Annotated in this window: 27 protein-coding genes and 2 pseudogenes; 26 read left to right on the forward strand and 3 right to left on the reverse strand. The window is 51.8% G+C overall.

Features of this window, described 5'->3' with window-relative positions:
* The first annotated feature begins 2 nt into the window (after positions 1 to 2).
* The 4 genes from ACZZ0B_RS27085 (at position 3) to ACZZ0B_RS27100 (ending at position 5,345) form a co-directional block, all read left to right on the forward strand.
* Positions 3 to 1,016: an SEL1-like repeat protein gene (locus ACZZ0B_RS27085; protein WP_008078702.1), complete on the forward strand. Its 1,014-nt coding sequence runs from the start codon at positions 3 to 5 to the stop codon at positions 1,014 to 1,016.
* A complete protein-coding gene (locus tag ACZZ0B_RS27090) occupies positions 1,013 to 4,015 on the forward strand; it encodes a hypothetical protein (RefSeq protein WP_463546657.1) in 3,003 nt (1,000 codons plus the stop codon). Before ACZZ0B_RS27085 ends, ACZZ0B_RS27090 begins: the two co-directional genes overlap by 4 nt.
* The gene (locus tag ACZZ0B_RS27095; protein WP_008078698.1) at positions 4,005 to 4,514 is read left to right on the forward strand and encodes a hypothetical protein; all 510 of its coding nucleotides are present in this window, start codon (positions 4,005 to 4,007) and stop codon (positions 4,512 to 4,514) included. Before ACZZ0B_RS27090 ends, ACZZ0B_RS27095 begins: the two co-directional genes overlap by 11 nt.
* Before the next feature lie 321 nt (positions 4,515 to 4,835).
* Positions 4,836 to 5,345: a hypothetical protein gene (locus ACZZ0B_RS27100; RefSeq protein ID WP_463546658.1), complete on the forward strand. Its 510-nt coding sequence runs from the start codon at positions 4,836 to 4,838 to the stop codon at positions 5,343 to 5,345.
* A gap of 129 nt (positions 5,346 to 5,474) precedes the next feature.
* Here the strand turns inward: ACZZ0B_RS27100 and ACZZ0B_RS27105 are convergent.
* A pseudogene (locus tag ACZZ0B_RS27105) lies at positions 5,475 to 5,645 on the reverse strand (DUF6124 family protein); the annotation flags it as partial.
* Between the two features lie 20 nt (positions 5,646 to 5,665).
* On the opposite strand from ACZZ0B_RS27105, the gene ACZZ0B_RS27110 reads away from it, so the two are divergent.
* Together ACZZ0B_RS27110 and ACZZ0B_RS27115 are read left to right on the forward strand one after the other, a co-directional pair.
* Positions 5,666 to 6,196 (forward strand): hypothetical protein, encoded by a 531-nt coding sequence (locus ACZZ0B_RS27110; RefSeq protein WP_463546659.1) that lies wholly within the window; start codon positions 5,666 to 5,668, stop codon positions 6,194 to 6,196.
* Between the two features lie 565 nt (positions 6,197 to 6,761).
* A complete protein-coding gene (locus ACZZ0B_RS27115; protein ID WP_463546660.1) occupies positions 6,762 to 7,289 on the forward strand; it encodes a hypothetical protein in 528 nt (175 codons plus the stop codon).
* A 134-nt stretch (positions 7,290 to 7,423) separates the two neighbouring features.
* Here ACZZ0B_RS27115 and ACZZ0B_RS27120 read toward each other — a convergent pair.
* A pseudogene (locus ACZZ0B_RS27120) lies at positions 7,424 to 7,579 on the reverse strand (DUF6124 family protein); the annotation flags it as partial.
* Positions 7,580 to 7,747: 168 nt separating this feature from the next.
* Between ACZZ0B_RS27120 and ACZZ0B_RS27125 the strand changes: the two are divergent.
* Positions 7,748 to 8,605, forward strand: coding sequence for a tetratricopeptide repeat protein (locus ACZZ0B_RS27125; protein WP_463546661.1), 858 nt, complete (start codon positions 7,748 to 7,750; stop codon positions 8,603 to 8,605).
* 302 nt (positions 8,606 to 8,907) lie between these two features.
* Positions 8,908 to 9,702: a hypothetical protein gene (locus tag ACZZ0B_RS27130; protein WP_463546662.1), complete on the forward strand. Its 795-nt coding sequence runs from the start codon at positions 8,908 to 8,910 to the stop codon at positions 9,700 to 9,702.
* 69 nt (positions 9,703 to 9,771) lie between these two features.
* Here the strand turns inward: ACZZ0B_RS27130 and ACZZ0B_RS27135 are convergent, their stop codons facing one another.
* A complete protein-coding gene (locus ACZZ0B_RS27135) occupies positions 9,772 to 10,164 on the reverse strand; it encodes a DUF6124 family protein (protein WP_463546663.1) in 393 nt (130 codons plus the stop codon).
* Between the two features lie 493 nt (positions 10,165 to 10,657).
* Here ACZZ0B_RS27135 and ACZZ0B_RS27140 point away from each other — a divergent pair, with 493 nt between their 5' ends.
* The 18 genes from ACZZ0B_RS27140 to ACZZ0B_RS27225 all read left to right on the forward strand — a co-directional run bounded on the left by ACZZ0B_RS27140 (position 10,658) and on the right by ACZZ0B_RS27225 (position 25,306).
* Positions 10,658 to 11,407, forward strand: coding sequence for a lysozyme inhibitor LprI family protein (locus ACZZ0B_RS27140; protein WP_463546664.1), 750 nt, complete (start codon positions 10,658 to 10,660; stop codon positions 11,405 to 11,407).
* A gap of 85 nt (positions 11,408 to 11,492) precedes the next feature.
* A complete protein-coding gene (locus ACZZ0B_RS27145; RefSeq protein WP_463546665.1) occupies positions 11,493 to 12,284 on the forward strand; it encodes a PoNe immunity protein domain-containing protein in 792 nt (263 codons plus the stop codon).
* A complete protein-coding gene (locus ACZZ0B_RS27150; protein WP_463546666.1) occupies positions 12,281 to 12,808 on the forward strand; it encodes a hypothetical protein in 528 nt (175 codons plus the stop codon). The genes ACZZ0B_RS27145 and ACZZ0B_RS27150 overlap by 4 nt, the downstream gene beginning before the upstream one ends.
* Positions 12,809 to 12,842: 34 nt before the next feature.
* A complete protein-coding gene (locus tag ACZZ0B_RS27155; protein WP_463546667.1) occupies positions 12,843 to 13,268 on the forward strand; it encodes a hypothetical protein in 426 nt (141 codons plus the stop codon).
* Positions 13,269 to 13,277: 9 nt separating this feature from the next.
* Positions 13,278 to 13,739, forward strand: coding sequence for an XAC2610-related protein (locus ACZZ0B_RS27160; protein ID WP_463546668.1), 462 nt, complete (start codon positions 13,278 to 13,280; stop codon positions 13,737 to 13,739).
* 21 nt (positions 13,740 to 13,760) lie between these two features.
* Positions 13,761 to 14,810 (forward strand): SEL1-like repeat protein, encoded by a 1,050-nt coding sequence (locus ACZZ0B_RS27165; protein WP_463546669.1) that lies wholly within the window; start codon positions 13,761 to 13,763, stop codon positions 14,808 to 14,810.
* Positions 14,807 to 15,220: a lysozyme inhibitor LprI family protein gene (locus tag ACZZ0B_RS27170; RefSeq protein ID WP_158559171.1), complete on the forward strand. Its 414-nt coding sequence runs from the start codon at positions 14,807 to 14,809 to the stop codon at positions 15,218 to 15,220. The genes ACZZ0B_RS27165 and ACZZ0B_RS27170 overlap by 4 nt, the downstream gene beginning before the upstream one ends.
* 40 nt (positions 15,221 to 15,260) lie before the next feature.
* Positions 15,261 to 15,863: a hypothetical protein gene (locus ACZZ0B_RS27175; RefSeq protein WP_463546670.1), complete on the forward strand. Its 603-nt coding sequence runs from the start codon at positions 15,261 to 15,263 to the stop codon at positions 15,861 to 15,863.
* 99 nt (positions 15,864 to 15,962) lie between these two features.
* Positions 15,963 to 16,451 carry a hypothetical protein gene (locus tag ACZZ0B_RS27180; protein ID WP_008078663.1) on the forward strand — a complete coding sequence of 163 codons (489 nt, stop codon included), beginning with the start codon at positions 15,963 to 15,965 and terminating at the stop codon, positions 16,449 to 16,451.
* A complete protein-coding gene (locus ACZZ0B_RS27185; protein WP_008078661.1) occupies positions 16,444 to 17,886 on the forward strand; it encodes a TIGR01777 family oxidoreductase in 1,443 nt (480 codons plus the stop codon). The genes ACZZ0B_RS27180 and ACZZ0B_RS27185 overlap by 8 nt, the downstream gene beginning before the upstream one ends.
* A gap of 9 nt (positions 17,887 to 17,895) precedes the next feature.
* A complete protein-coding gene (locus ACZZ0B_RS27190; RefSeq protein ID WP_463546671.1) occupies positions 17,896 to 20,346 on the forward strand; it encodes an alpha/beta hydrolase in 2,451 nt (816 codons plus the stop codon).
* Between the two features lie 38 nt (positions 20,347 to 20,384).
* Positions 20,385 to 21,062 carry a hypothetical protein gene (locus tag ACZZ0B_RS27195; protein WP_463546672.1) on the forward strand — a complete coding sequence of 226 codons (678 nt, stop codon included), beginning with the start codon at positions 20,385 to 20,387 and terminating at the stop codon, positions 21,060 to 21,062.
* 88 nt (positions 21,063 to 21,150) lie between these two features.
* Positions 21,151 to 21,600, forward strand: coding sequence for a hypothetical protein (locus ACZZ0B_RS27200; RefSeq protein WP_045122979.1), 450 nt, complete (start codon positions 21,151 to 21,153; stop codon positions 21,598 to 21,600).
* 10 nt (positions 21,601 to 21,610) lie between these two features.
* Positions 21,611 to 21,982 (forward strand): hypothetical protein, encoded by a 372-nt coding sequence (locus tag ACZZ0B_RS27205; protein ID WP_463546673.1) that lies wholly within the window; start codon positions 21,611 to 21,613, stop codon positions 21,980 to 21,982.
* 117 nt (positions 21,983 to 22,099) lie between these two features.
* Positions 22,100 to 23,011, forward strand: coding sequence for a tetratricopeptide repeat protein (locus ACZZ0B_RS27210; protein ID WP_463546674.1), 912 nt, complete (start codon positions 22,100 to 22,102; stop codon positions 23,009 to 23,011).
* Positions 23,008 to 23,769: a lysozyme inhibitor LprI family protein gene (locus ACZZ0B_RS27215; RefSeq protein WP_463546675.1), complete on the forward strand. Its 762-nt coding sequence runs from the start codon at positions 23,008 to 23,010 to the stop codon at positions 23,767 to 23,769. Before ACZZ0B_RS27210 ends, ACZZ0B_RS27215 begins: the two co-directional genes overlap by 4 nt.
* A 54-nt stretch (positions 23,770 to 23,823) precedes the next feature.
* Positions 23,824 to 24,822: a hypothetical protein gene (locus ACZZ0B_RS27220; protein ID WP_463546676.1), complete on the forward strand. Its 999-nt coding sequence runs from the start codon at positions 23,824 to 23,826 to the stop codon at positions 24,820 to 24,822.
* Between the two features lie 61 nt (positions 24,823 to 24,883).
* Complete coding sequence (locus ACZZ0B_RS27225) at positions 24,884 to 25,306, forward strand: hypothetical protein (RefSeq protein WP_463546677.1); 423 nt, start codon at positions 24,884 to 24,886, stop codon at positions 25,304 to 25,306.
* Positions 25,307 to 25,443 lie beyond the last annotated feature (137 nt).

Consider the following 25,443-nt stretch of genomic DNA (forward strand, 5'->3'; position numbering starts at 1 on the left):
TGATGACAAGCAAAAAGAACCCCGGCAGATTCCGCTTGAAATGGACCATGTTGCTGGCATTGGGCCTCAGTTCTGACGTATTCGCCGTGCAATGCCCAGCCGAAAATTTTGAAGGATTTGTGAAGGTGTTTTCTGCTGAGCCAGAGGTGCAGCACGCGTTCACCACTTCACCTATTCACTTTATGGAGGTTGTTGCAGAGGGCCGTGAAGCTAAAGTGGTTGAGCGAGAAGTCGAAACTTTGGGCGCTGATGAGTTGAGCATGCTCTCTCCCGAGGCAGTCCAAATGTCGAGTTTGGCTGTGATGGTTCAACTACCGAATAAGCTTTTCGTTCGTAATCAGAAAGGAGATTTGCTGAAGATTCTTACATTCCAAAAAACCGATTGCTGGTCTTTGAGCAGGGTTGAGAACTGGTCACTAGGCGCTGTGCTGAACTCCCAGATTGATATATCGAGTCTTCCCCCAGGAGTGCGCAGCTTGAGAAGAGGGGAAATTTTGGTCGATTTGGCAATGGAAGCAGCGTTTCCAGCATCGACTCAGCTTTATATTTCCGCACTTGATAGCTACTTGGACGGCGCAGATAAGGGGTCTACAGAGGCTGGGTATCAAGCAGTCCTGTTGAGTTTGTCAGGTCAAGCACCACGCCTAGAGAACTCGAGAATTCTTGAACTGTTGTTCAATGCAGCTAGCACCTCTGGAGCAGCAAATCTTGCACTCGCGAACTTCTACTGTGACGGGGGGCGCTATGACCAGGCACGCCCCTGCGCAGACCCCGAGAAATCTCTTAACGCTCTTGAAGGGGGAGCGAAGCTCGGCTCTATGGAAGCAATGAATCAATTAGGGCTCTCATACGAGAGGGGCTCTCTGGGTATAACCAGCCCAAGTCGTGCGCTTGCATGTTTCCAGGCGGCAGCCGACAAAGGATTTGAATTATCCAAAAAAAATGCGGCGCGACTTATCGCCGAAAATGTAAAAACTGAGTCCTCACTTTGCTTTAAGCAGGAAGCTAACCAATGACTACCGGAGTACTTGAGCAGAGATCGCTCTATAACAAAGGCGACTATGTATATGGCGACGGCAAAGGCAAAGACACTGATGGCGACGGCAAGAAAGAGATTGATTGCTCAACCTTAGTATGGGAAATGCTAAAAACGGCCGGTTATAAAGTTCCATACAACAATACTACTGCTCTGAAGATAAATGTCACGAATTATGATGTAATCGAATGGAAAGATGTATTGCCTGGAGACATTGCGCTTTGGCCAACACATACAGGGTTTGTCGAAGATATCGATGTGGAAAATAAAAGTGGGAATTTTTTTGGCTCCCAAAATTCTACTGGTCCCGCTACCGCTAAATTTGGAACAGGCTCAAATTTTTGGCCGATGCCAATCAAGTTTTTACGAGTTAAAGAGATTTTTAAGACAGGATCCCAGCCTGCCTCTACCCCAGAACCTGCTCCCGTAACCCCGCCAGCGCCAACCGCTTATCCTTTAATGAACTTTCAGTACCCGTTTAGAAAATCTGACGGGACACAGTTCAAGGACTCCGAGGAGATCTTTAAAGCTCTCGAAAGTGAAGGATCGGGGAATTTTTTATTAGGCAATCATGGTTTTTGGCATGGTGGTATTCATATTAGCGATGCCAGTGCCCCTTACTGTGTAAAGAATGAGCCCGTTCGATGCATGGCCGATGGGGTAGTTGTCGCCTATCGCCTCAACGAAGATTATCTTCAGTCGGATTATTCTGGCGATAAGCCGGCCAAGCTCAAATACTCTAATTCTTTTTGCCTAGTTCGACATGACTATAAGTCGCTCGCTAATCCGGAAGAGGGTGCAAATAAAAAGAAACAAAATAGCTTAGTATTTTTCAGCCTCTATATGCACCTTATGCCATACAAAGGCTATTTGCCGACAGAGGAAGAGCTGGGCAAGCCGAAGATAAAGTTCAAGGTGGGGGATTTTACAGCCCGCAGTGATGTCGAGGATGGGCCGGGGTGTGAAAAGTACGGAATGATTTCTGTTGGTACCGTTTTCGAGGTTCTAGACGAAAAGCTTGCCAGTAACGGCATTACTTATGCCAAAGGAAAGTTGTTAAGCGGAAAGGTTCCAAACAGGAAGGTCGGGCAAGAAGCATGGTTCGCATACAAGAAAGACGGTGTGGTATTAACCAACAAAAAAGACACTGCTATCTGGAGCGCAATATTACCTCCGGAACGAACTCGGCCTGGTTATTGGAAGGGGGTAGTAAAGGCACGTGTCACCGCCCCGAACGGATTACCGTTGTACGCTGTGCCGAGTACACTTGCCAATGGTGAGAGTGCCGGTGAACCGATGGGGGAAATGGCCCTTTGTTTGAACAGTGAAATTAAGTTCGACGGTACTAAAGTATTCAACTTGAAAGTTGGCAGTTCTCTTGTTCGGATGGCTGAGTGCATTTGTCTGTCCGGCGGTTTGAGAGGTGCAGGAGCTGTCCCACCGATTTTCTGGGCCTGCGTGGAAGATATCGGTAAAGGTCGAATGGTCGCTTGGGCCGAAACCACACCAACCGAATTCGATAAGGTAATCGCGTGCCAGGCACCTATCAAAGCGGGTCATCCGGTTGGGTTTTTAGGCTTGCAGGAGAACCCTGGGAAAGTTGAGGGTTCGACCACCAGTAAATATCATGCCCATATTGAGATATTCACCAGTGATACGGGACTCGATAAGTTCTTGCAGAATGAAGCAGCCCTGAAAGTTGGCATGAGTTACATGAAGCTGCCTGCCGGCACGGTACTCGCCAGTAAAGCAGCCGCCGGGCAGTCTTCGACCCTTGAGTCCGAACATACAGTTCCTATGGGCTCGGTTACCACATTCAAAGACTCACAGGGAGTCGAGTGGTATGAGCCGACTGTGACAGAGAAAGATAAGAAACTGACGGGCTTGATAAAAAAGGCGGATGTGACATTTACATCATCAGGAGCTCAGCTGATATCCCAGCATGATTGGGCAAAATTAGGATTTACAGTTGTCAAAGAGGGCGATGAAAACTCGGATGGTTTTCTTGATCCTGACACCATGCCGCCTTTTTTTAAAGAGTTGCATGCGAAACTCGACGCTCTGGGTAACACAGATGGTGAAGTAACTTCCGCAGACTTGAACTCGGCATTAAAAAATGTGGAATTTCGGGATAAGTGGACAAAGTTGATTGCTTACCATCCGACCGAATGGCAGGCGAAATCCTCTGAACCGAAGTGGAGTCGTCTTGATAAATTACTCGAAGACTCTCCGAAGTTATTGAAGCATGAAAAAGAACGCATCGATAAACTGGTTTTTTGGGATGAACTGGCGGGTGTGCTGCAGATGACACTACCAAAACAGGTCTATCATTTTCACCCTATCGCGTTTGTCAATAATTTCATGAAGTTTGCCGTGCCTGGAAAAGGCTGGGCGCACAGCGCATTTGCTAATTTGCTTGCAAGTGTAGAGTCGAATAACGATTACACTGCTTACAATAAAACGAAGGGTGGACACCAATCCTTTTATAAAACTGATTTGACGACGTGGACAATCGCTGAACTTCAGAAAAAACAAATGGATCGTGATGTTCTTGCGGCGGGTCGCTATCAGATGATTGCTGACACGATCAATGGTGCTGTGAAAAAACTTGAGCTTGATACCAGTCTTAAGTTTGATGAAAAGATGCAGGACAAAATTTTCGAAGAATACTTAATAAGAATTAAACGCAAGGCGTTCATCCAATATCTGGAAGGGGATGGCGATATCGAAAAAGCTGCTTACGCCTGGGCTTTAGAATTCGCCTCGGCAGGTGTTAGAAAAGGTAAAACTATAAGCCCCGTGTCGAAAAAAGACGAGAACGGAGTCACGGAAATGAAAGACGGAAAACCGGTAATGTTAGCCAGGGTCGCAAGCTTTGAAGGACAGTCGTATTATGATGGCGTTGGTACAAATGCCGCTCACATATTACCAGTTGACATGATTCGTGTTCTGGAGGAGTCAAAAAATAATGGCAATTAAATTTTTGGGGTTTCGTTTATTTTGGTTGGGCACACTTTTTCTGTTTTCGTGTTTCGCTAAGGCTGATACACCGCGGTTTGAAAACTATAAAGTCGACGAAATATTTCAGGGCGAACATCATGATGTTGTGGTGAGTGATGAAAATAAAATCTGGGATGAGGGGCGAAAGAGTGCCATTAAGCGCCCCGTAAATTTTGCTGGTCATTACGTAGTTTACGCAAACGGCTGTGGTGGCGGCGCGATATGTGGGGAGGTTCTTGACGTAAAAACCGGAGAGGTTGTGACATCATTTCCTAATGCATATTACATAGTTGGAAATGACGGAACAGCACCCTATGCGGCCGTCTACCAATCGGACAGCAAATTGCTCATGATTATGGGGGTCGCAGCCGACCCAGAGGTAGATGTAAATGGTAACGACCTCGAAGAAGGTAACAGATTGCGTTTCTATGAGTTCGATGGAAAAGCGCTTAATTTAATAGATCTTGTCGATCAGTGACTCCGGTTATCACTTCGAGGAGAAGGAGATGGACTTGGCTAAATCCGTCACCCTACTATTTTTTAGATCTTCGCAAAATAGCAAAAAAATGAAAAAAGGTCACAATGAGAAAAGTTGATAGTGAGAAAAGGTGGCAGATTTATTTGTGGTGAAAATGGGGGCAGACCACGTTTTATTAATGATCCAAAACCTTGGTCTGTCCCCACTTTCCACTCTGAACTACTCCATTACTATCGCGATCCAGTATGGTCCAAATCTCCACAGTGCGAGGTTAGAGCTGGCAGAAACCGCAGAAACTCCTTCATTATGGATGTATGATCTATGAAACATTTTTTTCTGTTGATTGTCTTTTGTCCTGCTATCGCATGGTCTTCTGTGGGCGAGATATGTAATCCAGAGCAAGACTCGAAGAGTTTTATTACTGATTGGAATCTTGGGTACGGTAAGACGAAAGTATTGTCAACGCAGGAAGGTAAGGATTTTTTAGTGGATCACGGGCGTATTGCCTACACCGTTGATCTAAATCAGGACGGTAATGACGATTTCATCTTTGAAGCTTCAACAGGTGTCGGGTCAAGTGGCGATAAAGTTTTTAGTTTTTTACTCCAGTGTCATGGTTATCTTAAGTCATTGGGTGCTTCATATTTTGCCGATGTTAAAATTATGGATCAGGGTGAAGATCGAAATAAAGGTTTTAGAGACATTAAAGTTTTTTCTTATAAGCGAAACTCTGGCGGAAGTATTCAACAGAAAAATGGTGAGCCGTTGACTACACCTCACATCTGGCAATTCAACCCAGAATCGCAAAAATACGAAGGTGATTTAGAGTAAGAGATGAAATGGAGACAGACCACGTTTTAATAATGATCCGAAAAAACGTTGTCTGTCCCCGGCTTCCTTTAAATAGTTGGAAAGTGAGGACGGATTTTTTATTTAACCCAATCAGTCCCCTCGTTCCGCTTACGTGTTCGCTTCCTGCCTCGCCGCTATCAACTCTTCCAGATGATACAACGCACGTTCCACCATGAGCTGCGCGCCATCGGCAATTCGACTCAGTGCCAATGCCACCGAGCGGTTCGGGCCTTCGACATCGTCAGCTAATTTTGCGGCGATGGCGCTGATGGACAGCATCTATTCAATGAGTAGCCATCATGAAAAATATACTAATTCTTTTGTTGCTGGTTTTTGTAGGTAATAGTTATGCCAATTCCGGTGAAAAGCTTACAGTAGCAACTGAGCTTCCGCGTGTGGTGCTCGACGCTATATCTGAAAGAAATAGTTTGGGTGTCGACAAGATAAAGGTTGAAACTGGGGGAGCCTTGAAGTGGGGGAGTGAGTATTTGGTTTTTGTCTCTCCAAAAAGCGCTGATAAAATTTGCTCGGTCTATAAATACTCAAATTCTGCTTTGTTCTCGCTATTCGATGGTGTTCCTTGTGAATTCAAAGGTGCGGTAGAGATAAATGAGTCGAGAAGCGCCGCCATGCCTGATGTTTTGTATAAGATTGAATTATTCCTTCCTAATCGTGGCGCGATGGTGAGTGAAATGATTGCTTTGTTTTTTGATGATCAAAAGTCCACATATTGTCTCAGCCGTTCTTTGTCTGATTGGTATCAGAACAGTGATAAGACATATCCTCCGGATCTTAGTGACGGAGAATGTGGTTACGGGCCCGGCGAGTGACTTTCAAAGCTTATTAAGTAAAATAGCAAACGAGTGATAAGGTGACGAAAATCTAACGAGACAGATTTATTTGTTATGCTCAGTGGTTTCGATCTCAGTGGGACGTTCAGATAGATCTGTCACGTCTGTCTCTTAGCAAAGCCTGATGACCTGAATAAATCAAGGATTGAAAACGGTGAGCGCTTTGCTTTTTGTTTTATCGGCGCTGTGTTACTACCAGTTTCAACAGTGTTGGACGGATTAATTTCGTAACTTTCGTACAGTTAATAACAATATTTAGATTGGGTGGTTAGAAATCTCAATGAGACCGTATGGGACTTTATCCATCTCGTATGTTTCATAGGTGAAGTAGTTTTCGTGCATTTTTTAAATGGAGTTAATATTTGTGATTGAAAATATCGTTCTACCTTTTTTGCATTGCGACTATTTCGGTTTTTAACGGCGCGGCCCAAGCGGAGCCGTTCTACTCCGCGAAGATACTGCAAGTCGATTATTGTGCAGTTCCTCATGTAAAGCTGTTGATTAGAATTCAAGATGTAGAGTCGGGAAGTGAAGAGTATTTTAAATGAAAGCAAGCTTAGTGTGTGTTGTGTTCAAGCTGCAATATTTCAGAGTGTTAGTTGTATTTTTTGTGTGTGGCTTTTCTAGTTTTTCAGTGTTTGCGGGTGAGGATAAAGAAGTTACGCTTTGTGAATCGCAGGAGGCTATTTATTTTAGTTGCCCGCTCCCTAATGGGAAGGTTGTATCAGTGTGTGCTTCGGGTAATAAAAAACCGAGCTCAGGTTATGTACAGTATAGATATGGCACTCCTGAAAAACTTGAGCTTGTATACCCTCAAAGTAAAATACCACCAGAAGGGCAATTTTATGTTGTAAATGCCTCGGAGGGTAGTGCCAACCTAAATACAATAAAATTTTATATTGGCAGATATACGTACTTTGTTGCGCAGGCATATACAAGCTATTTGGCTGTTTTGAAAGATGGAAAACTTGTCTCTAGGAAGTCTTGCGAAGCCGGTGGATACGCATTTATCAATTGGGATGCCTTAAAAGGGATTGAGGCGCTTCCAAAAAGTGCCGAAGATTTTAAGTGAGGGCAGCGGTCGGTGGTGGTTGTTTAGTTGAATTGGGGCGAAGATTACGTTTTAGTAATAATCAAAACGATGTGGTCTGACCCCGGTCCGGTAATCAACGGGGACGGATTTATTTTCTCTTTTCCCGTCCTGCCTCACCGCAAGCAATTCTTCCAGGTGTCCAGCGCACGCTCTACCATAAGCTGCGCACTATCGGCGATTCGGCTGAGGGCCAACGCCACGGAGCGGTTCGGACCTTCGACGTCGTCGGCTAATTTGGCAGCTATCGCGCAGATGGATAGCATGTCTTTGGGGTGAAAATGGGGAAAGCCCACATTTTAGTAATGATCCGAAATACGCGGTCTCTTCCCATTTTTTCCACCCCCTATATGAGCGACGGATTGTAGATATTTACGGGCCGGGTCACCCTGAGATGACGGATCCGGGGTCAAGGTTTATTAAATTAAAGGCTGCGCTGAATGTTTAATATATTTTTTGTACTTGTGGTTTCTTGTTTTTTGTCCATGCAGACGGCTCATGCAGATGCAGTGGCTATGGAAGTAAAAGGGGTGAAAGGTACTTCTTTGAGTGCTAGAAGCTTCGATAAAAAATACGGCGGCTGGCGTGATATAGAATATAGCGCTATGTCAGTGTCGTTTAAAGTATATGCCGTTCCTATTGGAATGGAGCCATCGGAGGACGGGATAGTAGCAAACCCTGATACGGATTCTCTTTCTCCATATAAAAAATACTTGATAATTCAACGAACTGACGCTGGGGAGGTGGTGGATGACAAGGGTAATAGTTTTATTTCTTCGCAGGCATATTGTGACGTGATTTCAATGGAAACCGGCTGCATTAAAAATATAGGATCAGTGCAGCAGTGTGAAGGGACGTGGCAAAATGGAAAGTGGAAAACTTCCAGGGGGGAGTTATTTGATTTTTCTCAAGAAGGTAAGCCTCCAAAGCTTCTAATTACTGATGCCTTGCGGGATGCTGAAAATCAATCGCGCGCCAGATTTCTGAGGGATTATATTTTCATGGGTATTCCCTCTTATATGGCATGTTATCCCCCTGAGAAAAATATATCTGAATATAACGATATGGGGTTTTATTTTGCTCAGGCAGGTGAACATCTTTTAGCGATGCAGATTTATGACCGTTTATTAGTTGTCGCGCCGGACAGGGTGCCGTTAAAGCTCAACGTTGCTGACTCTCTATGGGCGCTTGGAAAGAAAAATGAGGCTAAACAATACTATGCTGAATACATTAGTGCGCTGAGGAAGAAAAATATGGAAAGTAAAACTCCTGGTAGGGTTAAGGAAAGATTGAATTAATTTAGGAGTCAGGGTCGAGCAGTTAAATTAGTAAAGGGCGCGAAAGGTGACAGATTTATTTGTTCTGCTCGACTAATCAAAAGTACCAAATGGGACGGATTATTTAAATTTTTCGCCTCGTTGCCATTAACTCTTCCATATAGTCAAACGCACGGCCCTCCAAGAGTTGCACGCGATCGGCGATTCGGCAAAGGGTACGCATAAGTGAAAAGGGGATATGTTTATTTTATATTTGAATACCTCTGTCCCCTTTTTACTCTGAAAGGCAAGAACTGTTTCAAAAACATAAATGAGGCTATGAAGTGAAATATATATCGCTGCTTATACTCGGCTCTCTGTTCGCTGCCACGTCTTGCTATGCTGATTTTCAACATGTCACGATAAGGCAGCAGAGTGAGAGCAGCATTGGGGTTCCATGTGTAGGGAATGATTCAATTATTCAGCTTCGGAATGGGAAAGTTGGCATAAGGACCTCTTCCGGTAAGCGCTACAGTTTAAATCTCGATGAGCAGGATGAAGACCTTTCAGCCTTTGTTGGCTCGGTTACTGACTCTGATGTGTGTGTGATTGCGCTTAAATATTCAGAAAATGATGTGAATGAGAGTTTTTCTTTGTTCGTCTTTGATGAGGCTTCTGGTAGGTTTAAGCCATCTTCCGTAAAAATGGTAACTAATCCAGAGTTTTTAAATGATAAAATCATAAGCGAGTATATGGATGGGCCGAAAAGTAGGAAAGATACGGCCTGCTATTCGATTAATGCAAAAGATTTCTTTTTCTGTGAGCAAAGAGAGCAATTTTCAGAAAAATTAGAGCGAGTAGAAACGTGCAATGAGAAATCTTGTGCTCCTCCGGTTCTTGTAAGGCCTGGTGAAGCTGTTCCAGTCAGGGCTACAGTGGCAATCGAAAAGGCTCATTTCTATGAAAAAAAATCTAGTGAGAGTTTTGATCAGAAACAATCTTATTTGATTAAGGGAGATAAAGTAGTTCTAAATGATTACCATCGTGGGGATGAGGGACTGTTCTACCAAGTGACTTTTTTTGGAAAAAAGACGGTTACAGCTTGGTTATTAGCGAGCGCCATTTTGATTGATGAATAGAGTTGTAAGTCTCAGCTATATCCAAGTGGTCGAATAAGGGACGGATTTTATCCGTCCCTTGGACGTATCTTAAGTTTTCACTGTCTGTCTCGCTCTCGCCGCTATCAAATCTTCCAGATGGTCCAAAGCGCACTCGACCATGAGCTGTGCACCATCGGCGATTCTGCTCAGGGCGAGTGCCACTGAGCGGTTCGAGCCCTCTACGTCGTCCGCTAATTTGGCGGCGATGGCGCTGATGGACAGCATGTCTTCGGAGGCGTTGGCCAGGAGGGCTTCCGGGTCAATGCCTGTTGAGATAGTGAAGAGTCCGCTTTTGCGGCGTTTGAACAGTTTGTCGACGGTAGGCGGAAAGTAGTGGGCGAAGGCGCGGTCGGCGGCTTCTCTGTCGAGCATTTCGGTGTCGAGGGGTTCTTCGGTTGGGGTGCCAGTGTTTTCTGGCGGGTTGGGCGTCACTTTGAACATGGGTGTATCTCCGTCTGTATGTGAGGAGCCACTACCGTTCGCTTGCACGCAAATAAGGTGGCAGCTGTGCGCAGGTGTGCAAGACCGGGCAGACGGACCCGGCAGATCATTCTCGAAAGAAGGATCTCCCGCGCACAGCCGCCATACAGTCGGTTGCGCGAGCAGGGAAATGCCCGATCAGCGACCAATGACGTTGCGCGTCGTCTTTTACCCGGACTTGCACGTCCGTGTCATCGTTTTTTGCGGTGACAAATCAAGGTTAGCGGTGAATGCAAGGGGTGGATAGTTCATGGATGGCTCGGCGTCTTGCGGGAAATGTCCGACGAACATGACATCCGGTTAGCAGAGGATCGTGAGTTCTGTTTAGGTGCCTACGCCAGAACGTGGATGGGTCTTACAGCAGGGCATCTACGTCTGATTCTGAAGGTTGAGTGGGTCAAATTCAGATCGGATGAATTTCAGGCTTTTATTGTTTTTCCAAGGAAACCAGGGAATGAAAATTTTCAGATTCGGGGTCGTTTTTATACTGTCCTTACTATCGTCCCTCGCCCAAGCGGAAGGCACGATGATTGCGACCGTGCTTCAGGCGGATTTTTCCAAAGATCCGGAGGTAAGGCTGCTCGTAAGGGTTGTAGACATAGGATGGGGGCCGGATGCTCCGTCGATGGCCCTTCGTAAAGAGTGTCTGGCGAGGGTGAAATCGTCTGACCGTCCCGGCCCGGATCCATGCTTTTCGATTGAAATTACCGAGAGCAAAAAGCAACGGGCCATCGTTCGCCAAACGCTGCTGAATGATCCTCAGCGCTCAACCGACCCGATCTATCTGGAGATTGTTTACCAGTCTGAAGTCAGTGCGACCGATCCGACCAATCATCATAGGCGCTCTGCCTGGCTGAAGATCGAAGAGAACGGTTTCTACAATTGGAACAACGAAACCAAGCAGGCGCTGGCGGACGTTGTGTGGCCAACTGCGTCGAGTGGGGCGCTTGATCTGGTTGTGACGGATACGGATGCACTGCTAAACCTGGTTTACCGGGAGCGCATGGAGCGGTTGGACGAAAATGCACAGAAAGGCCTGAGAGAAACCCAAAGAGCCTGGATGAAGTTTCGCGATGCGGAGTGTCTGCCTGAGGCGAAATCGTATAAATCGGTTTTCGGGGAATGGTCGAATTCCTGCTTGATCCGCGCGACGATAGAGCGAGCGCGTCAATTGGCCATGGCTCCGGACAAGAACAAGCAGTGAATTAAAGCGTTCATGTTCATGGAAGGTTCGATGGATAAGGACATCCTTGTAATGGTCTATATGACAGTTGGAGAATTGACGAATCATGGATAGCCGTCAGCCTTTTATGACCGAGGCGTATTACCAGCGCCTGGTCGAGTTTTATGACTCTTCGGAATCATACTGGCGCTTTCATCATCTGGATGAGGATTTTCCGGGCCAGGCTGCTTCTTTAAAAGCCTTTGAGGTTAAACAGGATTCACTTCATGCCTTGATCATCAGGTATACGGCAGGTGAGCCTATTGCAAGCTTGCAGGAGCCACTGGAAAGGCTAGTGAGAAATTTTGAGTTGTACCAACAAGCCTTGGCTGATTATCAAGGCGTATACGATATATCGCCGTTAAATATCGAAGACTATCCCGGCGACTTTGAGGAGTTTGTACAAGTTGCGAGCCTGTGCATACTCATGCATCGGAATGATCTTTTGGCCAGGTTTGTGTTCCTGACTGATAGGGCTGGCTTCAAAGGCGAAGATACGCTCTACGAAGATTTACTGCGGAAAAATCTGCCGGGAAGGGCAGATATTGATGAATGGTTTCATCCGGTGTATTCGCAATTGATCAGGGCGATATATGCGCCAGATCGGTCAGCTGCGTCTGCGCTTTTGAATGAATATTGCGCTCAATGGTACGTTTCCTTCGGGGAACTACAAGCCAGTTGGCATGATGCTCACTTGAGTATTAATGGTGATGACGGTAGTTACTTCGGGTATTGGGCGTTTGAGGCGGGTGCCATCGCATTTTTGTATGGGATCGATGATAGCCAGATAAATCAGATGATTTATCCAAAAGATCTTGTTGAGTATGCGAGAAAGATTGCAGGACAGGAGAGGCAATGAAGGTTGTTTACCTATTGTTTATGACGTTGACATGGATATTGTCCGTGAACGCAGCGCCAGTCGGTTTAAGTACAAGCCGTACAATGCCTGCCAACATGATCGCTGCCATCGTGAAGGAAAGCGAAATGCCTGCCGATAGTTTCCACTCCATTGCAGATGGCGCCGTGAACTGGAGTGTTGGAACGATTGCTGCCGTGGTGATCGAAGATCCGAATGGCATTTGTGCGATTTACAGGTATCAAGAAGGCCAGTTGGATCTGCCTTTTGACGGCGTGCCCTGTAAGTTTCTGGGGCCACCCTCGCTGATGTCGGATAGAAAAACTGCTATGCCCGATGTCGTGTTCGCCGTCGAGTTGTTCGTCCCCAACCGGGGCGGGATGGCTAATCACAAAGTGGCGTTTTATTACGATGCAGAGAAGAACGCTTATTGCGAGAGTCAGTCGCTTGCGAGTTGGTATCTGTCGGGAAATCGAGCGCTGGCTCCTGATCTTCAGGATGGACAGTGTGTAGCGGGATCGGAATAGGCACGTGCGCCCGATCTCTCATAAGGAAATGAACATGAAAAAAGTACTTCTTCTCTTGGTCAACCTCCTGCCTCTGATGGCCCATGCAGAAGTCAGCACTGAATCACTTTGCTTCGAACTCTCCCAGGACAGCCCAGTAAAATTTGAGCTCCGCACTTACTACGATGGGGCCAGCAAATGGTCAGGTGGCTTCGTCAAATACGCCAAGTCCAACGTGCCCATTTCCATCGTGTTGACGGATTCCGAAAGTGAAATCCTCGACCCGGATGCCCCTTGGCAAAACACCAGAACCTGGTCTGAAGTCGTCTACGGCAAAGTTACGGGAACCTATGAATTGATGACTCAAGGCTCACAAATTGTCTCGATGTCGTACACGAAGAAGTCCAATGGCAAGGGATACAGCTTTCTGCTCAGTCCCAGCGTTGATTCCTCCCTCGAGTCCGGATGCAAGTGGGAATAGGGCAAGCACATGCAATTCAAAACTCTAGCGGTATCACTGCTTGGCCTGCTGTGGGCGATCCCGGCACTGGCCGAAACCACTCAGTTCAGCCCGGTCACAGGCGTCGAAGCGACGCTGGTTATTGAGGGCTCCACACTGAATGTCTCGGTTAAGGGCGAAACGCGTAGCGAGCCCTGGACCATAGATTTTGAAGCCATAAACGAACTCAAGGTACAGATCGAGGACTTCAATTTCGACGGTGCCAAAGATTTTGCGATTTGGCAGCTGGACGACGGCATGGGCACTTACGACTACTTCAGGGTGTTCGTTTACCAAGCCAAAACCGGCACCTTCAAAGAGTTGCAGCCGGATTGCGGCGATGGCTTCGTCAATCTGCGCGTCGACAAAAAACGCAAAGTGTTGCTCAGCACTTACTGGGAAATGAACAGGCCGAAGCAATGCATCACCCGATTCACCCAACGCAAAACCTGAATGACTCAAGGATGAACACTGTTGAAACGATTTTTTGCGGTACCGAGTTACGGCATGGCAACAAGCAGGCTAACTCAGTGGCTTTCCACCGCATTGTTGAGCACCGGCCTGTGCACAAGCGCCTTCGCCTCTACTCAACAGCAATGCCCGGCTAACAACTTCGCTGACTTCGTCAAAGTCTTTTCATCGGACTCGACGGTACAGAAAGCATTTACCGCATCGTCGGTGAAGACAACTCACGTCGTGGCTGAGAACAACATACCCAAGGTTGTCGTGCGCAGCGTCAAGCATTTGCCCACCGATGAATTCAGTATGCTGAGTGCGGAGAATGCTGCAGCGTCGAATCTGGCTATCGAGATTACGTTTCTGAACAGGGTGGTGGTGCGTGATCAGCAGGGTGCTTTCTTGAAGATTTTCGTCTTCAAGCAAAGCGACTGCTGGGTGCTGAACAGTGTTGAAGACTGGACGCTCGAAGCGGTAATGAATGACGTGGCTCGGACAGATCGCCCTTCACCCGGTGAGCGCGAGTTGAAAAAAGGCGTGATGTTCGATCGGCTGGTCAACAAGGCGTCTGGCGAATCTGGTGTCTCTTTGTACGCGGCAGCGCTGGATAGCTATGTGGACGGCGCCCGCAAAGGTTCGGCCCAAGCGGCGATAGCAGCTGCGGGGATAAGTCTTTCCGGGCAGGCACCGCGATTGCCGAATGAACAGATTCTGAAGCTCATGAATCAGGGATTTCAGAGCAATCCCGACGATGGCGTGTTCCTCTCCTTGTTTTACTGCGATGAAGGTGAGTACGGCGATGACAAGGCCTGCATCGATCCGCAAAAGTCGATGGCGACATTGGAAAGCGCCGCGCTACGAGGCTCTACCCAAGCACTCCTGCGATTGGGTGAAGTCTACGAAACCGGCACTGTCGTCGCTGCTGATCTACCCCGCGCAATGGCCTGTTACCGCGAGGCCAGCAAGACCGAGCTTAAGTGGAGCCCTGCTGCGGTCGAGCGTTTGCTGGTCCGAGGCGTCGTTATGGACAGCTCAATTGAATGTATTGGCGCAGGTGGCACTCAGTGAATGTCGCCCGTTTGATGTTCTTTGCATTTATGGCGATGTCAGTCTCGTCAGTCAGCTTTGCCCAAGATGCGGATTGCGAGGCCGTGGCCGGGCAACGTGCCGAGTGCGCAGAAGAAGCGATGAAGGCTGCGGCTCGCGTGCTTAATGACCGTTACGAAGCACTGATTGATAGAGCAGGGTCCCGGTATATTTTTCAATACCAGTCTCGGCATGAAGAGCATAAGGCGTTTCTGGATCGACTGAAAAACTCCCAGCGGGCGTGGATAAAGCTGAGGGATTCGAACTGCAGGCTTGAGGGGTTTGAGAATGAATGGGACAAGCCATCCTATTCTGCAGATCTGAATAGGTGCACCGCGAAGATGAGTCTGGAGAGAGCTTTATATTTGGACGGCATCCTTCCGGCACATTGATGTTGTGCTGATTAATGTTTTTGCTTGGTTGGGTGGTGATATGGAAATGCGTAAAAGGGCCATTCGATTGAGCCTGCCCCAAGCTTGTTTCACCTGGGTGTTCGCGTTTTGCGCGGGATTTCTATCACCGCCAGTGTCTGCTCAAGATTCCACCTGCGCGTTTCACGACATCCAGTCAACGCTCGAAGTGGTCAGTTGCCTCAACGAGGGCGCCGTGGAAGTCCTGAAGCTGGCGCCACGCAATCATCCAGTTTATGAGAGTGATATAGATCGGCTCCCAACATTTATCGTGCGGGGTGATGACCTCAACGAGGTCAAGAAAACGGTGGGGATGAGTATTTTGTCGTCGCCCTACAACTTGCTCGTCAAGTTGCCGGATGCTGAGGGAATCATGTACTTCGATCAGTTGCCCGAATCAGCCACTAAAAAACTGGCAATGCCAGGCTGGGTACTGATCGATGCGCGGGATGTCGTGTATGAACGACAGGGTGGCGGGGAAGGTTTTGAACTTGTATGCAGTACCCATGGAAAAGCGATCGGCTCTGAATATGTAGTCGTTACGCAATGTAATGACTTTTACGAAGAGGATATTGCCAGGTTGAAGGATTTACTCGGCATGATCGACGCTCGCACCTTGCGATAGCGGTCACTGAACGCCACCAATCGTTTATCTTCGAGCGACTGATACCCCGCGTTTTCCTTTAAACTCCCCACCCTCAAAGGAATACCCCCAGGACACGGAATGCCAGTCCCCTCTTTCTCCCTTCGCCGCGCGTTGGTGCTGTGGTTATACGCCGCCGCGCTGGTGCACTTGCTCGCCGGTCTGACCCTGACCTGGGCCGGCCACTCCGGGCTGCTCGACGGTTATCTGCACACACTCGAACAAATTTTCTGGGGCGCCGACGCGGTGCCGGCCGCTGCCCGTGAGCAGCAGGTCTGGTGGCTCGCGCTGTTCGGCGCGACGTTGCAAAGCTATTCGCTGTTCATGCTTGGGCTGGTGTATTTGGGCAATCGCCTGAAAGCGCCGATGGCCTGGGCCTGGTTGTTCGCCGGCATTGTGCTGTGGGCGCCGCAGGACGTTTTTGTTTCGCTGCAAAAGCAGGTCTGGTCGCACCTCTGGTTCGACGCCTTTGCGCTGCTTGTGCTGTTGCCGCCGCTGGCCTGGCTGTATTGCCACGACCGTCGAAATTCCCTTTCTGATAACGCCATGAGTGAGTCGAACCATGCCTGATTTTTCGCTGCTGGATTGGGCGCTGACGTTGCTGATTGCGCAAGCGTGCCTCGGCGCGCTGGACACCCTTTATCACCACGAGCTGACCGTGGCGCTGCCGTATCGGCACAGTGCGCGGCTGGAGTTGTCGATCCACGCGATGCGTTCGTGTTTCTACGGGATTCTGTTTCTCGGCATGGCGCACCTGCAGTTCGGTGGCGCCTGGGCGATTGTGATTGCGCTGTTGTTCGCACTGGAAATCGGCCTGACGCTATGGGACTTCGTGGTTGAGGATCGCAGCCGCAAACTGCCGGCGGTCGAACGCATCATGCACACCGTGTTGGCGGTGAATGGCGGGGCGTTTTTTGCGTTGTACGGGGTGCAACTGGCGCAGTGGGCGAGTTTGCCGACCGGCCTGAGTGCTATCGATCTCGGCTGGAAGGGTTGGGTGCTGACGCTGTTTGCCGTGGGCGTAACCGCGTCGGGGATTCGTGACGGTCTGGCGGCATTGCGCATGCACCGTGAAGGCAAGCCGTCCAACCCGTTTGCCGGCGGCGCCTACAAGCGTGTGCTGGTCACGGGCGGCACCGGGTTTATCGGTGAAACGCTGGTCAATCAATTGCTCGACGCCGGCCACACGGTCAGCGTGCTGGCGCGCGATCCGCTGAAGGCGGCGTACCTGTTCGACGGCCGCGCGCGCTGCGTGCGGTCGCTGAGCAAACTGGGCTACGACGAGACCTTCGACGTGGTGATCAATCTGGCGGGCGCACCAGTGGCGGGGCCGCGCTGGAGTCCCAAGCGTCAGGCGCAACTGATCGCCAGCCGCGTCAACACCACCGACAGCCTGATGACCTGGCTGAAGAATGCGCGGCACAAACCGGCGCTGTGGGTGCAGGCCTCGGCGATCGGTTTTTACGGCGTGCGCGATGCCAGCGAAAGCCTTGATGAACAGGCGAGCAAGGGCGACGGTTTCATGGCCGAACTCTGCGCGCGCTGGGAAGCCGCCGCGCAACCGGCAACTGAATTTGGCGTGCGTCAGGTGGTGCTGCGTCTCGGTGTGGTGTTCGGTCCGGGCGGCGCGTTGTTGCCGTTGCTGATTCCGTTTCGCCTCGGGTTCGGCGGGCGCATGGGCGATGGTCAGCAGATCATGAGCTGGGTGCACCGCGACGATGTGATTCAGGTGATCGCCCGATCCTTCCACGATGAAACTCTACACGGCACGTACAACCTGGTGGCGCCGGAGACGGTCAGTCAGGCGGCGTTTGCCGAGAACGTCGGCAAGGTCCTCAAGCGCCCGGTGTGGTTCCACGTTCCCGCGGCGCCCGTGCGCGCGCTGGCGGGGGAGATGGCGCAGCTGTTCTTCGACGGGCAGCGTGTCGTGCCTCAGCGTCTGAGCGAGGCGGGCTATACGTTCCGCTATCCGACCCTCGACGCGGCGCTGCGCGATCTGGCCTGAGGATCGTTGATGAGCAAGCCTTTGATGTACCTGCTGGCCGGCAACGGCAGTGCCGCCGACTGGTGGGATGACGCGCTGCCGCACTTTCAGCGCTACGACGTGGTGCCGCTGGAATTGCCCGGTTTCGGCGCGAACCCGCAGCCACCCTGCGAGGATCTGGCGGATTACGCGCAGACCTTGCTGGCGATGACGCAGCAGGGCAGCGCGATCATGGCGGTCGGGGTCAACGCTTTGCTGGTGCTGCACGCGTTGCAGCGTCGGCCCGGACACTTTTCCCGCAGTGTTTTGTTGGCCCCGGTCGGTGCGTTTTTGTGGCAGCGGCGGTTGCCGGCATTGATGTCACCGCTGCCGATTCGCAAGACCATTCACTGGCTGCTGTCGAACAAACCGAGGCTGTTCGCGCGCAAGTTTTCCAATCAGTCCTGGACGCCCGCGCAGTACCAGCGCATGGGCGCCGGTTATGCGCGTTGCCGGGCGTTTGTGCCGCATTGGGACTTGATCCGCGCCGATACGGCTTTGCCGCTGCTGGAGTGGATTACCGATCCGGTCGAGTTGGTCTGGGGTGATCAGGACGCCGTGCTTGGCATCGAGCAAGCGGCGGCATGGTCGGCGATTCTCGCCCGCGCTGATCTGACCATCAGCCTCAAACCCGGTTGGGGCCATTACCCGTGGATCGACGCGCCGGCTGAATTTGCCGCGTGGCTGGAGTCCGGCGAGCGTGGTTTTGTCGCACACACCAAGGGCGGCCGTTTGCGTCTGGCGGAGTTGGCCCGGCAACCGGTGCCGGCAGCGCTGAACCTCAACGATTGCGATGATCCGCGCCTGTCAGCCTTTCTCGCCGCGCAACCTGACGTGACCTGGGCCGTGCGCTCCTCCAGCTATGGCGAGGATCAAGCCGACTCGGCGAATGCCGGTTTGAGCACCACTTACCTGCGCGAGCCACACGCCAACGTGCCGACGCGCATCGCCGAACTGACCGCCGAAGGCGTCGAGGAAGTGGTGGTGCAGCGCTTTATCACGCCGCAGGTTTCCGGCATCGCGTTTGTCCGGCATCTGTCGGTTGAACTGGAATGGGTGGAAGGTCATCTGGAGTCGTTGGCCGACGGTCACGTCAGCCCTTCGCGCGCCACTCTGTCGCGGGTCGGCGAGGCCTGGCGCAGCGGTGCATTTACCGCCACGCACGGTCTGACCGAAGCGCTGCTGTGGCAGTTTCTGCAAGACGTGCTGCGCGTTTTTCACTACGTGCCCGGCGACGTCGAATGGGCCTGGGACGGTGCGCAACTGTGGCTGCTGCAATACCGGCCGATCAGCGACTACGGCTGGCGCCGCCACCTGACTGCCGCCAACATCGCCGAGATCCTGCCGCCGCAACCGAGCGTACTGGTGGAGTACGCCCAGCGCCGCGCGGCAGCGAGTATCCCGGCGATCATGGCGCGCTGGGATGCGCGAGTGTTGCAGGACAACGAGCCGTTCACCGCGGTGTTCGGCGGCGCGTCCTACATCAACAATGACCTGTTTCTCGCCCGGCTCGCCGACTGGGGCATCAGCGCCAGCAACTACGCCGGTGAAGTCGGCGGCGCGACCCCGCACTTGCCGTGGCAACCGCTGAAGCTGCTGCGTTCGCTGCCGCTGTTCCTGCGCATGCAACGCATCGCTCGCGGCCATTTGCTCAGTCTCGAACACGGCTTGCAGCGCTTTGATCAAGAGCTGGCCGAACTCGTCGCCCAAAACGCTGACGGCCAGCAACTGGCGGACTGGTTCACCCGGTTTTACGTGTTCGTCGTGCAAGGCAATCTGTGCATCGCCACGGCGCTGGCCAGCAGCGGCGGCGATTGGCTGGGGCGCCCGCCGACCGCTTACGACAACCTTGAAAACAGCCCGCATCGACTGCCCTGGGAAACCGATGCGGCGACCCCGCGACCGGCGCCGAGCGGGCTGCCGTTGCAGGCCTTTCCACAGTGGCCGAGCCTGATCCGCATCGCGCATTCGACCGGCCTGCCGGGCCTGCGCGGCTACTACCTGCAAGTGCGCGAGTGGTACCGCGACAACCTGATGCGCATCTTCTTCCGGCTGCACCACGCCATGCCGCTGGCCGACCGCGAACAGTGGTTTGCGCCGCACCCGGACGTGCGCACGCGCGATGGCAGCTTCTGGCAGGACGGCCGTGAAGGCGCTGAGCAGGCCACCGGGTTCATGATTTATCCGGGGCAGGTACAGGGCATTCTGGGCGAGGATATTTTGCTCGAAGACACCCTCGATCCGGGGCGGCACGCGCATTACCAGACGGCGCGGGCGGTGATTGCGCGGATGGGTGGGCGGCTGTCGCATGGCTCGACGTTGTTGCGGGAATTGCGCAAGCCGTCGGCGGTGATGCCGCAGGTTGATCCGGCGTGGGTCGGGTGTGAGGTGTTGTATCGGGATGGTGAGCTGCAATTGATCAATGCGAAGGATGCGCAGTGAAGCCTCGATATTTCCATGGATTACTGGCGTGTTTGTTCATGCTTGCTCAAATGGGCCATGCCGCTGAGACCGTGATGGTCGGCAATACGACAGGCCAGTCGCGGGTCGCCCAGGGGCCGGCGTTCGCTGGCGTCGACATGGGCGCGTGCCGGTTTTCCATGCCGCTCTTGCAAGACCAATGGCTGCAATTCAACGCCCCCGATCTGATCTTCATCGCCTCCCGACAACGGCCCGATCCCTCCAGCGCCCCGCACTTGTGGCAAGCGCCGACGTCCAGCGGTTATGAATGGAATTTTGCAACGTCGGTCAATCTGACTCAGCCATGGTTCGGAATGATGTGTGAAAACCTCGGCAGCTTTTCTTCCCTGACGACGCAGCCGCCAGCGGATGACACGATCGAACTGCAACTGCTGCGCGAGGCCAATGACCGCAAGTGCCCGGCGACCTTGACCGAAAACGGCTGGCGGCCAACAGCGCTGGCGGGTGATCCGCAGACCTATACCTTTGAGTCACTGCAGGGCGCGAAGTCGTCGGGGTTCATCATCGGCTACCACCCACCGCATCAACCTCAATTCAGCCGTATTGCCTTCTGCCTGATGCAAGGTGAGCAGGTGCTGATCGGCGCCGCCGAATCAGGCTCGGCCACCCCGTTGGAGATCAGCGCCGCAGGCTTCGAACAGATCAAGACAGCGGTGCGCAGCATTGCCTTCGAATGAACATCCCGACGATACGTCGCACAGATGGAGTTACAGCGTGAAAGGATTTTTGGTTCTACTCGGCAGCTTGATATGGGTGGCCTCATCCATGGCTTTCGCCGCCGACCCGGACTTCAAGGATTACACCGTCAGCCCGGTCTTCACCGGGACTCACCCTGCGCTGGTGCCGCAGGAAAACAGCAACCCGGTAATGGACAGTGCGCGCGCGAAGGCCTTGAAAGGCAAGGTCAACTTCGCCGGCCACTACATCATCAACCCACTGGGTTGTGGCGGCGGTGCCATCTGCGCCGAAGTGCTCGATGCACAAACCGGAGAAGTTGTCGGCGGGCTACCGAATGCCTACGACGGCAGCACGTTCGCCATGCTCAACCAACCCGACAGCCGCTTGATCCTCATCACCGGGATTGCCCTCGATGGTGAAGTAGACGCCCAGGGCAATTCGCTGGAAAGCGTCAACCGCGACCGTTACTACGAATTTGTGAACAACGAATTCCGCCTGCTGACGATGACTGACGCGGAATCGCCGCCGCTTGAATAAGGATGATGGGATGGACCGGGTTTTCATTCGGAGCATGCTGAGCGCGCTGCTGCTTTTGCCTTTTGCCCTGCCGGCGAGTGCCAGTGAAGGCAGTTGCTACGGCTACCTTACCGAAATGGTCAGGAGCAGCGACTTCCCGTTTCAGTATGTCGGCAAGGACAAGGTCAATCTGCTGATTGATGAGGACGACGGCGAAGTGGTGCGCGCCCAATTGTTTTTCGACACGGACGGCACCGGCACCATCGGCTGGATCAAATACACCCCGGCGACACGCGTATTGCTCAATACCTCGGCCGAATTGGACGAGCCGGTGGCGTTGTCCTTTGACGCCAGGTTCGCCGATGGCTACGCAAAATGCCTTACGGAAAAGCAGCCCGGTTAACGGCGACAGGGAATTCACGATGAATCAGTATTTTTTCGCCGGCAGCCTGGCATGGCTGCTCTCGTCGCCGGCGTTCGTTTGGCTCGAAGGGGTCATGGGAGGAGCTGATCGAGGCGTATGGCGTTACCCAAAGGCAGCTGCAATCGCCAAGCCCGGCGGAGAAAAGGATTGAATATGCCCAGCCTTAAGTGGGTGTTGATCGGCAGTCTGTTTGCAACTGCCGCCTGCGCTTTTGCCGAAGACGAAGATCCGCCAATTGTTGGTATCGGCGGGCACACGGTTACGTTTCGGGCGACGAAATGGACCATGCCCGGCGTTGAGTCGGCGACTGCATGGTTCACCGCAAACGGCAAAACCTTTCCGCTCTTCGGCGCTGACATTGGCGCTGATGGACACTCTTATATGCTCAGTCCTGACAAGAAAACCTTGTTGCTCGACCCGGTCGTCTTCGGCATGTTGTCGGATGAGAATCAAGAAGAAAAACTGGTGTCGCAACAGCATTGCGATGTGATCTCCATGGAGACCGGTTGCGTATTGGCTGATCGTTGGGCCACTTTTTGTGTCGGCGAGTGGAAGGGCAATCAGTGGGTTTCCGCAGACGGTGATGTGCTCACTCCTACCCTGGAAACGGTGTCCCCAAAGGACTTGCTGAAACAGGTCTCCAGTATCGAGCCGGCACAGTCCCGTGCGCAGTCCATCGAAGGAAGCCTGGACTTCTTGAGTGCCGAATCCTACATGGCATGCCATCCCCCGGCGCAAAACGTTCAGGCCTACAACGACCTGGGTTTTTACCTCGCCGAGGGCGGCAGAGATGAGCTGGCACTGAAGTTCTATCGCGGTGTTGAGGCGGTCGGCAAGCGCACAGTGTTGATGCTGAACATGGCCGATTCGCTGTGGCGACTGAACAAACAAGACGAAGCGCAGCGCTATTACCGCGAATACGGCGAAGCAATGACTGCCGCCGGCAAGGCACAGAAGATTCCGCAACGCGTCGCTGAACGAACTGCACATCAGGGAATGAAAAATTGAACAGGATTGTCCGCTTTATTGCGTTGCCCCTCGGGGTGCTGTGCGGGTCAATTGCGCACGCTGAGGACGATTGCAAAGTCATTAGTGTGAGCTGGCAAGTTGACGTTTGCGTGAAAGCCGACCGCGAGAAAGCCGACGCCAAGCTCAATGCCAGCTACAAAAAACTGATGGCAAGGTTTGAGTCTCAGCAAAAACGCGTTCCCGAACAGGGCAAGGCATTCATGGCCATCGCCAGAGAGTCACAGCGAGCATGGATCAAGTTGCGCGATACCACATGCCCGCTGGAAGCCACGGATATCGACCCTGATGCGGCGATGCATTCCACATCAATCAATAGCTGCATCGCCAGAATGAGCCTGGAACGTGCGGTGTATCTGGACGGGATTGTGGCGGACAGTCCGGGTGATGTAGTTGATATGAACAAGATCTCCAGATCCGGCGCGAAGCGTTACCAAGACGTAGTCGCGCGCTATCTCTACTCGTTCGACAACCCATGCCTGACGGTTCAGATTCTCGCGCCTGACGGCGGTTGGCGAGTGTTGTCATCGGCGCAGTTCTGCAGTTTTGACGGCAAGTCATTCCGGTCCGGTTATACCGATGCCGGATTTGAGGAGCCTGTATTTGCAGATGACGGCCTGCACCTGACGTTAAGCACGACGGAGCTTCGCGCGCCCGGTGAGAAGCGTCGCGCCTGTGTGATTCCGATCAAGAACGAGCAAATCAAAGCGCTGAAATGCGGCGAACCTGAGTCATCGTGATGCCCTCGCGCCAGTTATTGAATATTGATCAATTCGTCGATCAACAAGGAAGTAATGGAAGTGACCAGGTTTTTCAGTTGTGTGTGCATGCTCATATCGATCATCAGTCTTACCGCGCAAACGGCAACGGCTGATGACCTGCAAACCATCAAGCAAATGCATCCGCCGGTGGTGGCATCGGTGGGCGAGCAGAAGATCACCGTGTTGTTCTTGAAGAACACGCTCAAAGGTCAGACAACAGGTGCCTACGTTCCCGGAGGGGAGGTTTTCTACACGACAATGAGTGCCACGAGGCCAGAACTCTCTTTTGTGGCGCCGCTCGTGGGTGATGAAGTCACATCAGTGTTTTTTTTCGAACGTAAATTCCCTGAGCAAGCGGGGAAGTCCCTTTACGTGCTCATGAGGCGAAAAGAGTCAAACGGTGGTTTCGAAGGCTACACCTATTGGACGCTGGAATTGCCACTCATCAAGCAGGGCGAACAGTTGTCGTTGCGGTTTTTTCGCGGTGATCCGCCAGACCCCGAGTTGCAGGATTGCCGAGACGGCCGAGACCTTGAAAACGGCGTCGATGTTGTGTGTGCCTACAAGGATGCGGCGAGTATCAAAAAGCGCCTGGCAGACCTCGATGCAAAGATCATTGCTGATTCAAAGCTTCAACAGGACCTGCGCCAGAAGTCGCCCGAAACCACCGGCGACGTGCCCCGTGTAGCTTGTCCCTCACCTGAGTTTTCGGTGTTTCTCAAAGCGTTTTCCGAGCGCGCTGAAGTGCAAAAGGCTTTCGTCCTGCAACCGCTGCGAATGGTCACTACCGTGGCCGGCGATCCTGAGCCTGAGATGCAAAAACGCAGCCTCAGCGGTGATGAACTCAAGTTTCCAATCATTCCTGATCTGGCAAAGCGAGAGGCCCAGGGCCTGACGTTGACCGTCAAGGAAGAGCGGGGCAACAAAGCGACCGCGATTCTGCAGAAACCGGATACCGACTATGTCTTCGAGTATCGGTTTGAGCGTGGGCAGTGTTGGCAGTTGAAAGAAGTGATGGATTACTCGCTTTAGTTGACGGCATGCGCTGTCGAGGCCGAGTTGGCTTTTCAGAAAAATTGGGTGAGAGGGATTTGTGAAAAAATTGCTTTTATTGCTGATGTTGGTGTTGCCGTCGACGGCCTTCAGTGAAGTCATTACCAGCGTTTATTGCTTCCGCTCGCAGGAAGGTAAAAATATCAATTTTGAATTCAGAACCTATTTTGACTCTGCTACCAAATGGAGCGGTGCTGGCGTCAAGTACAGTAAATCCAAGGAGGCTATTGGTCTCGTTCATCGCGATACTGAACAAGAAGAATTGGTATATGGGCGTCCCTATCAGTACACGACTACCTGGATAGAGGTGACTGACGGCGCGCTGGCAGGTGAGTATCAAATGGTCACTCAGGGTGGCCGTGTTGATTCGATGACGTATACAAACTACAAGTCCGAAAAAAAGTACTCGTTCGAGCACGATTTCAATATGGAGGTCTCACCTGAGACAACGTGTCAGTGGTGAGCATGGGCTGATAAAAAAGGGGCACCGTCCCTTTTAACCCAGACATCTCGATCCGCCGATGAACTATGGTGCTGGTTGCTTCGATCAGATAATCAATATCGAGGTGTTTCTGGCAGCTATTCAAAATCTTTCAAATG

It is taken from the genome of Pseudomonas sp. AC247, from assembly GCF_979258015.1.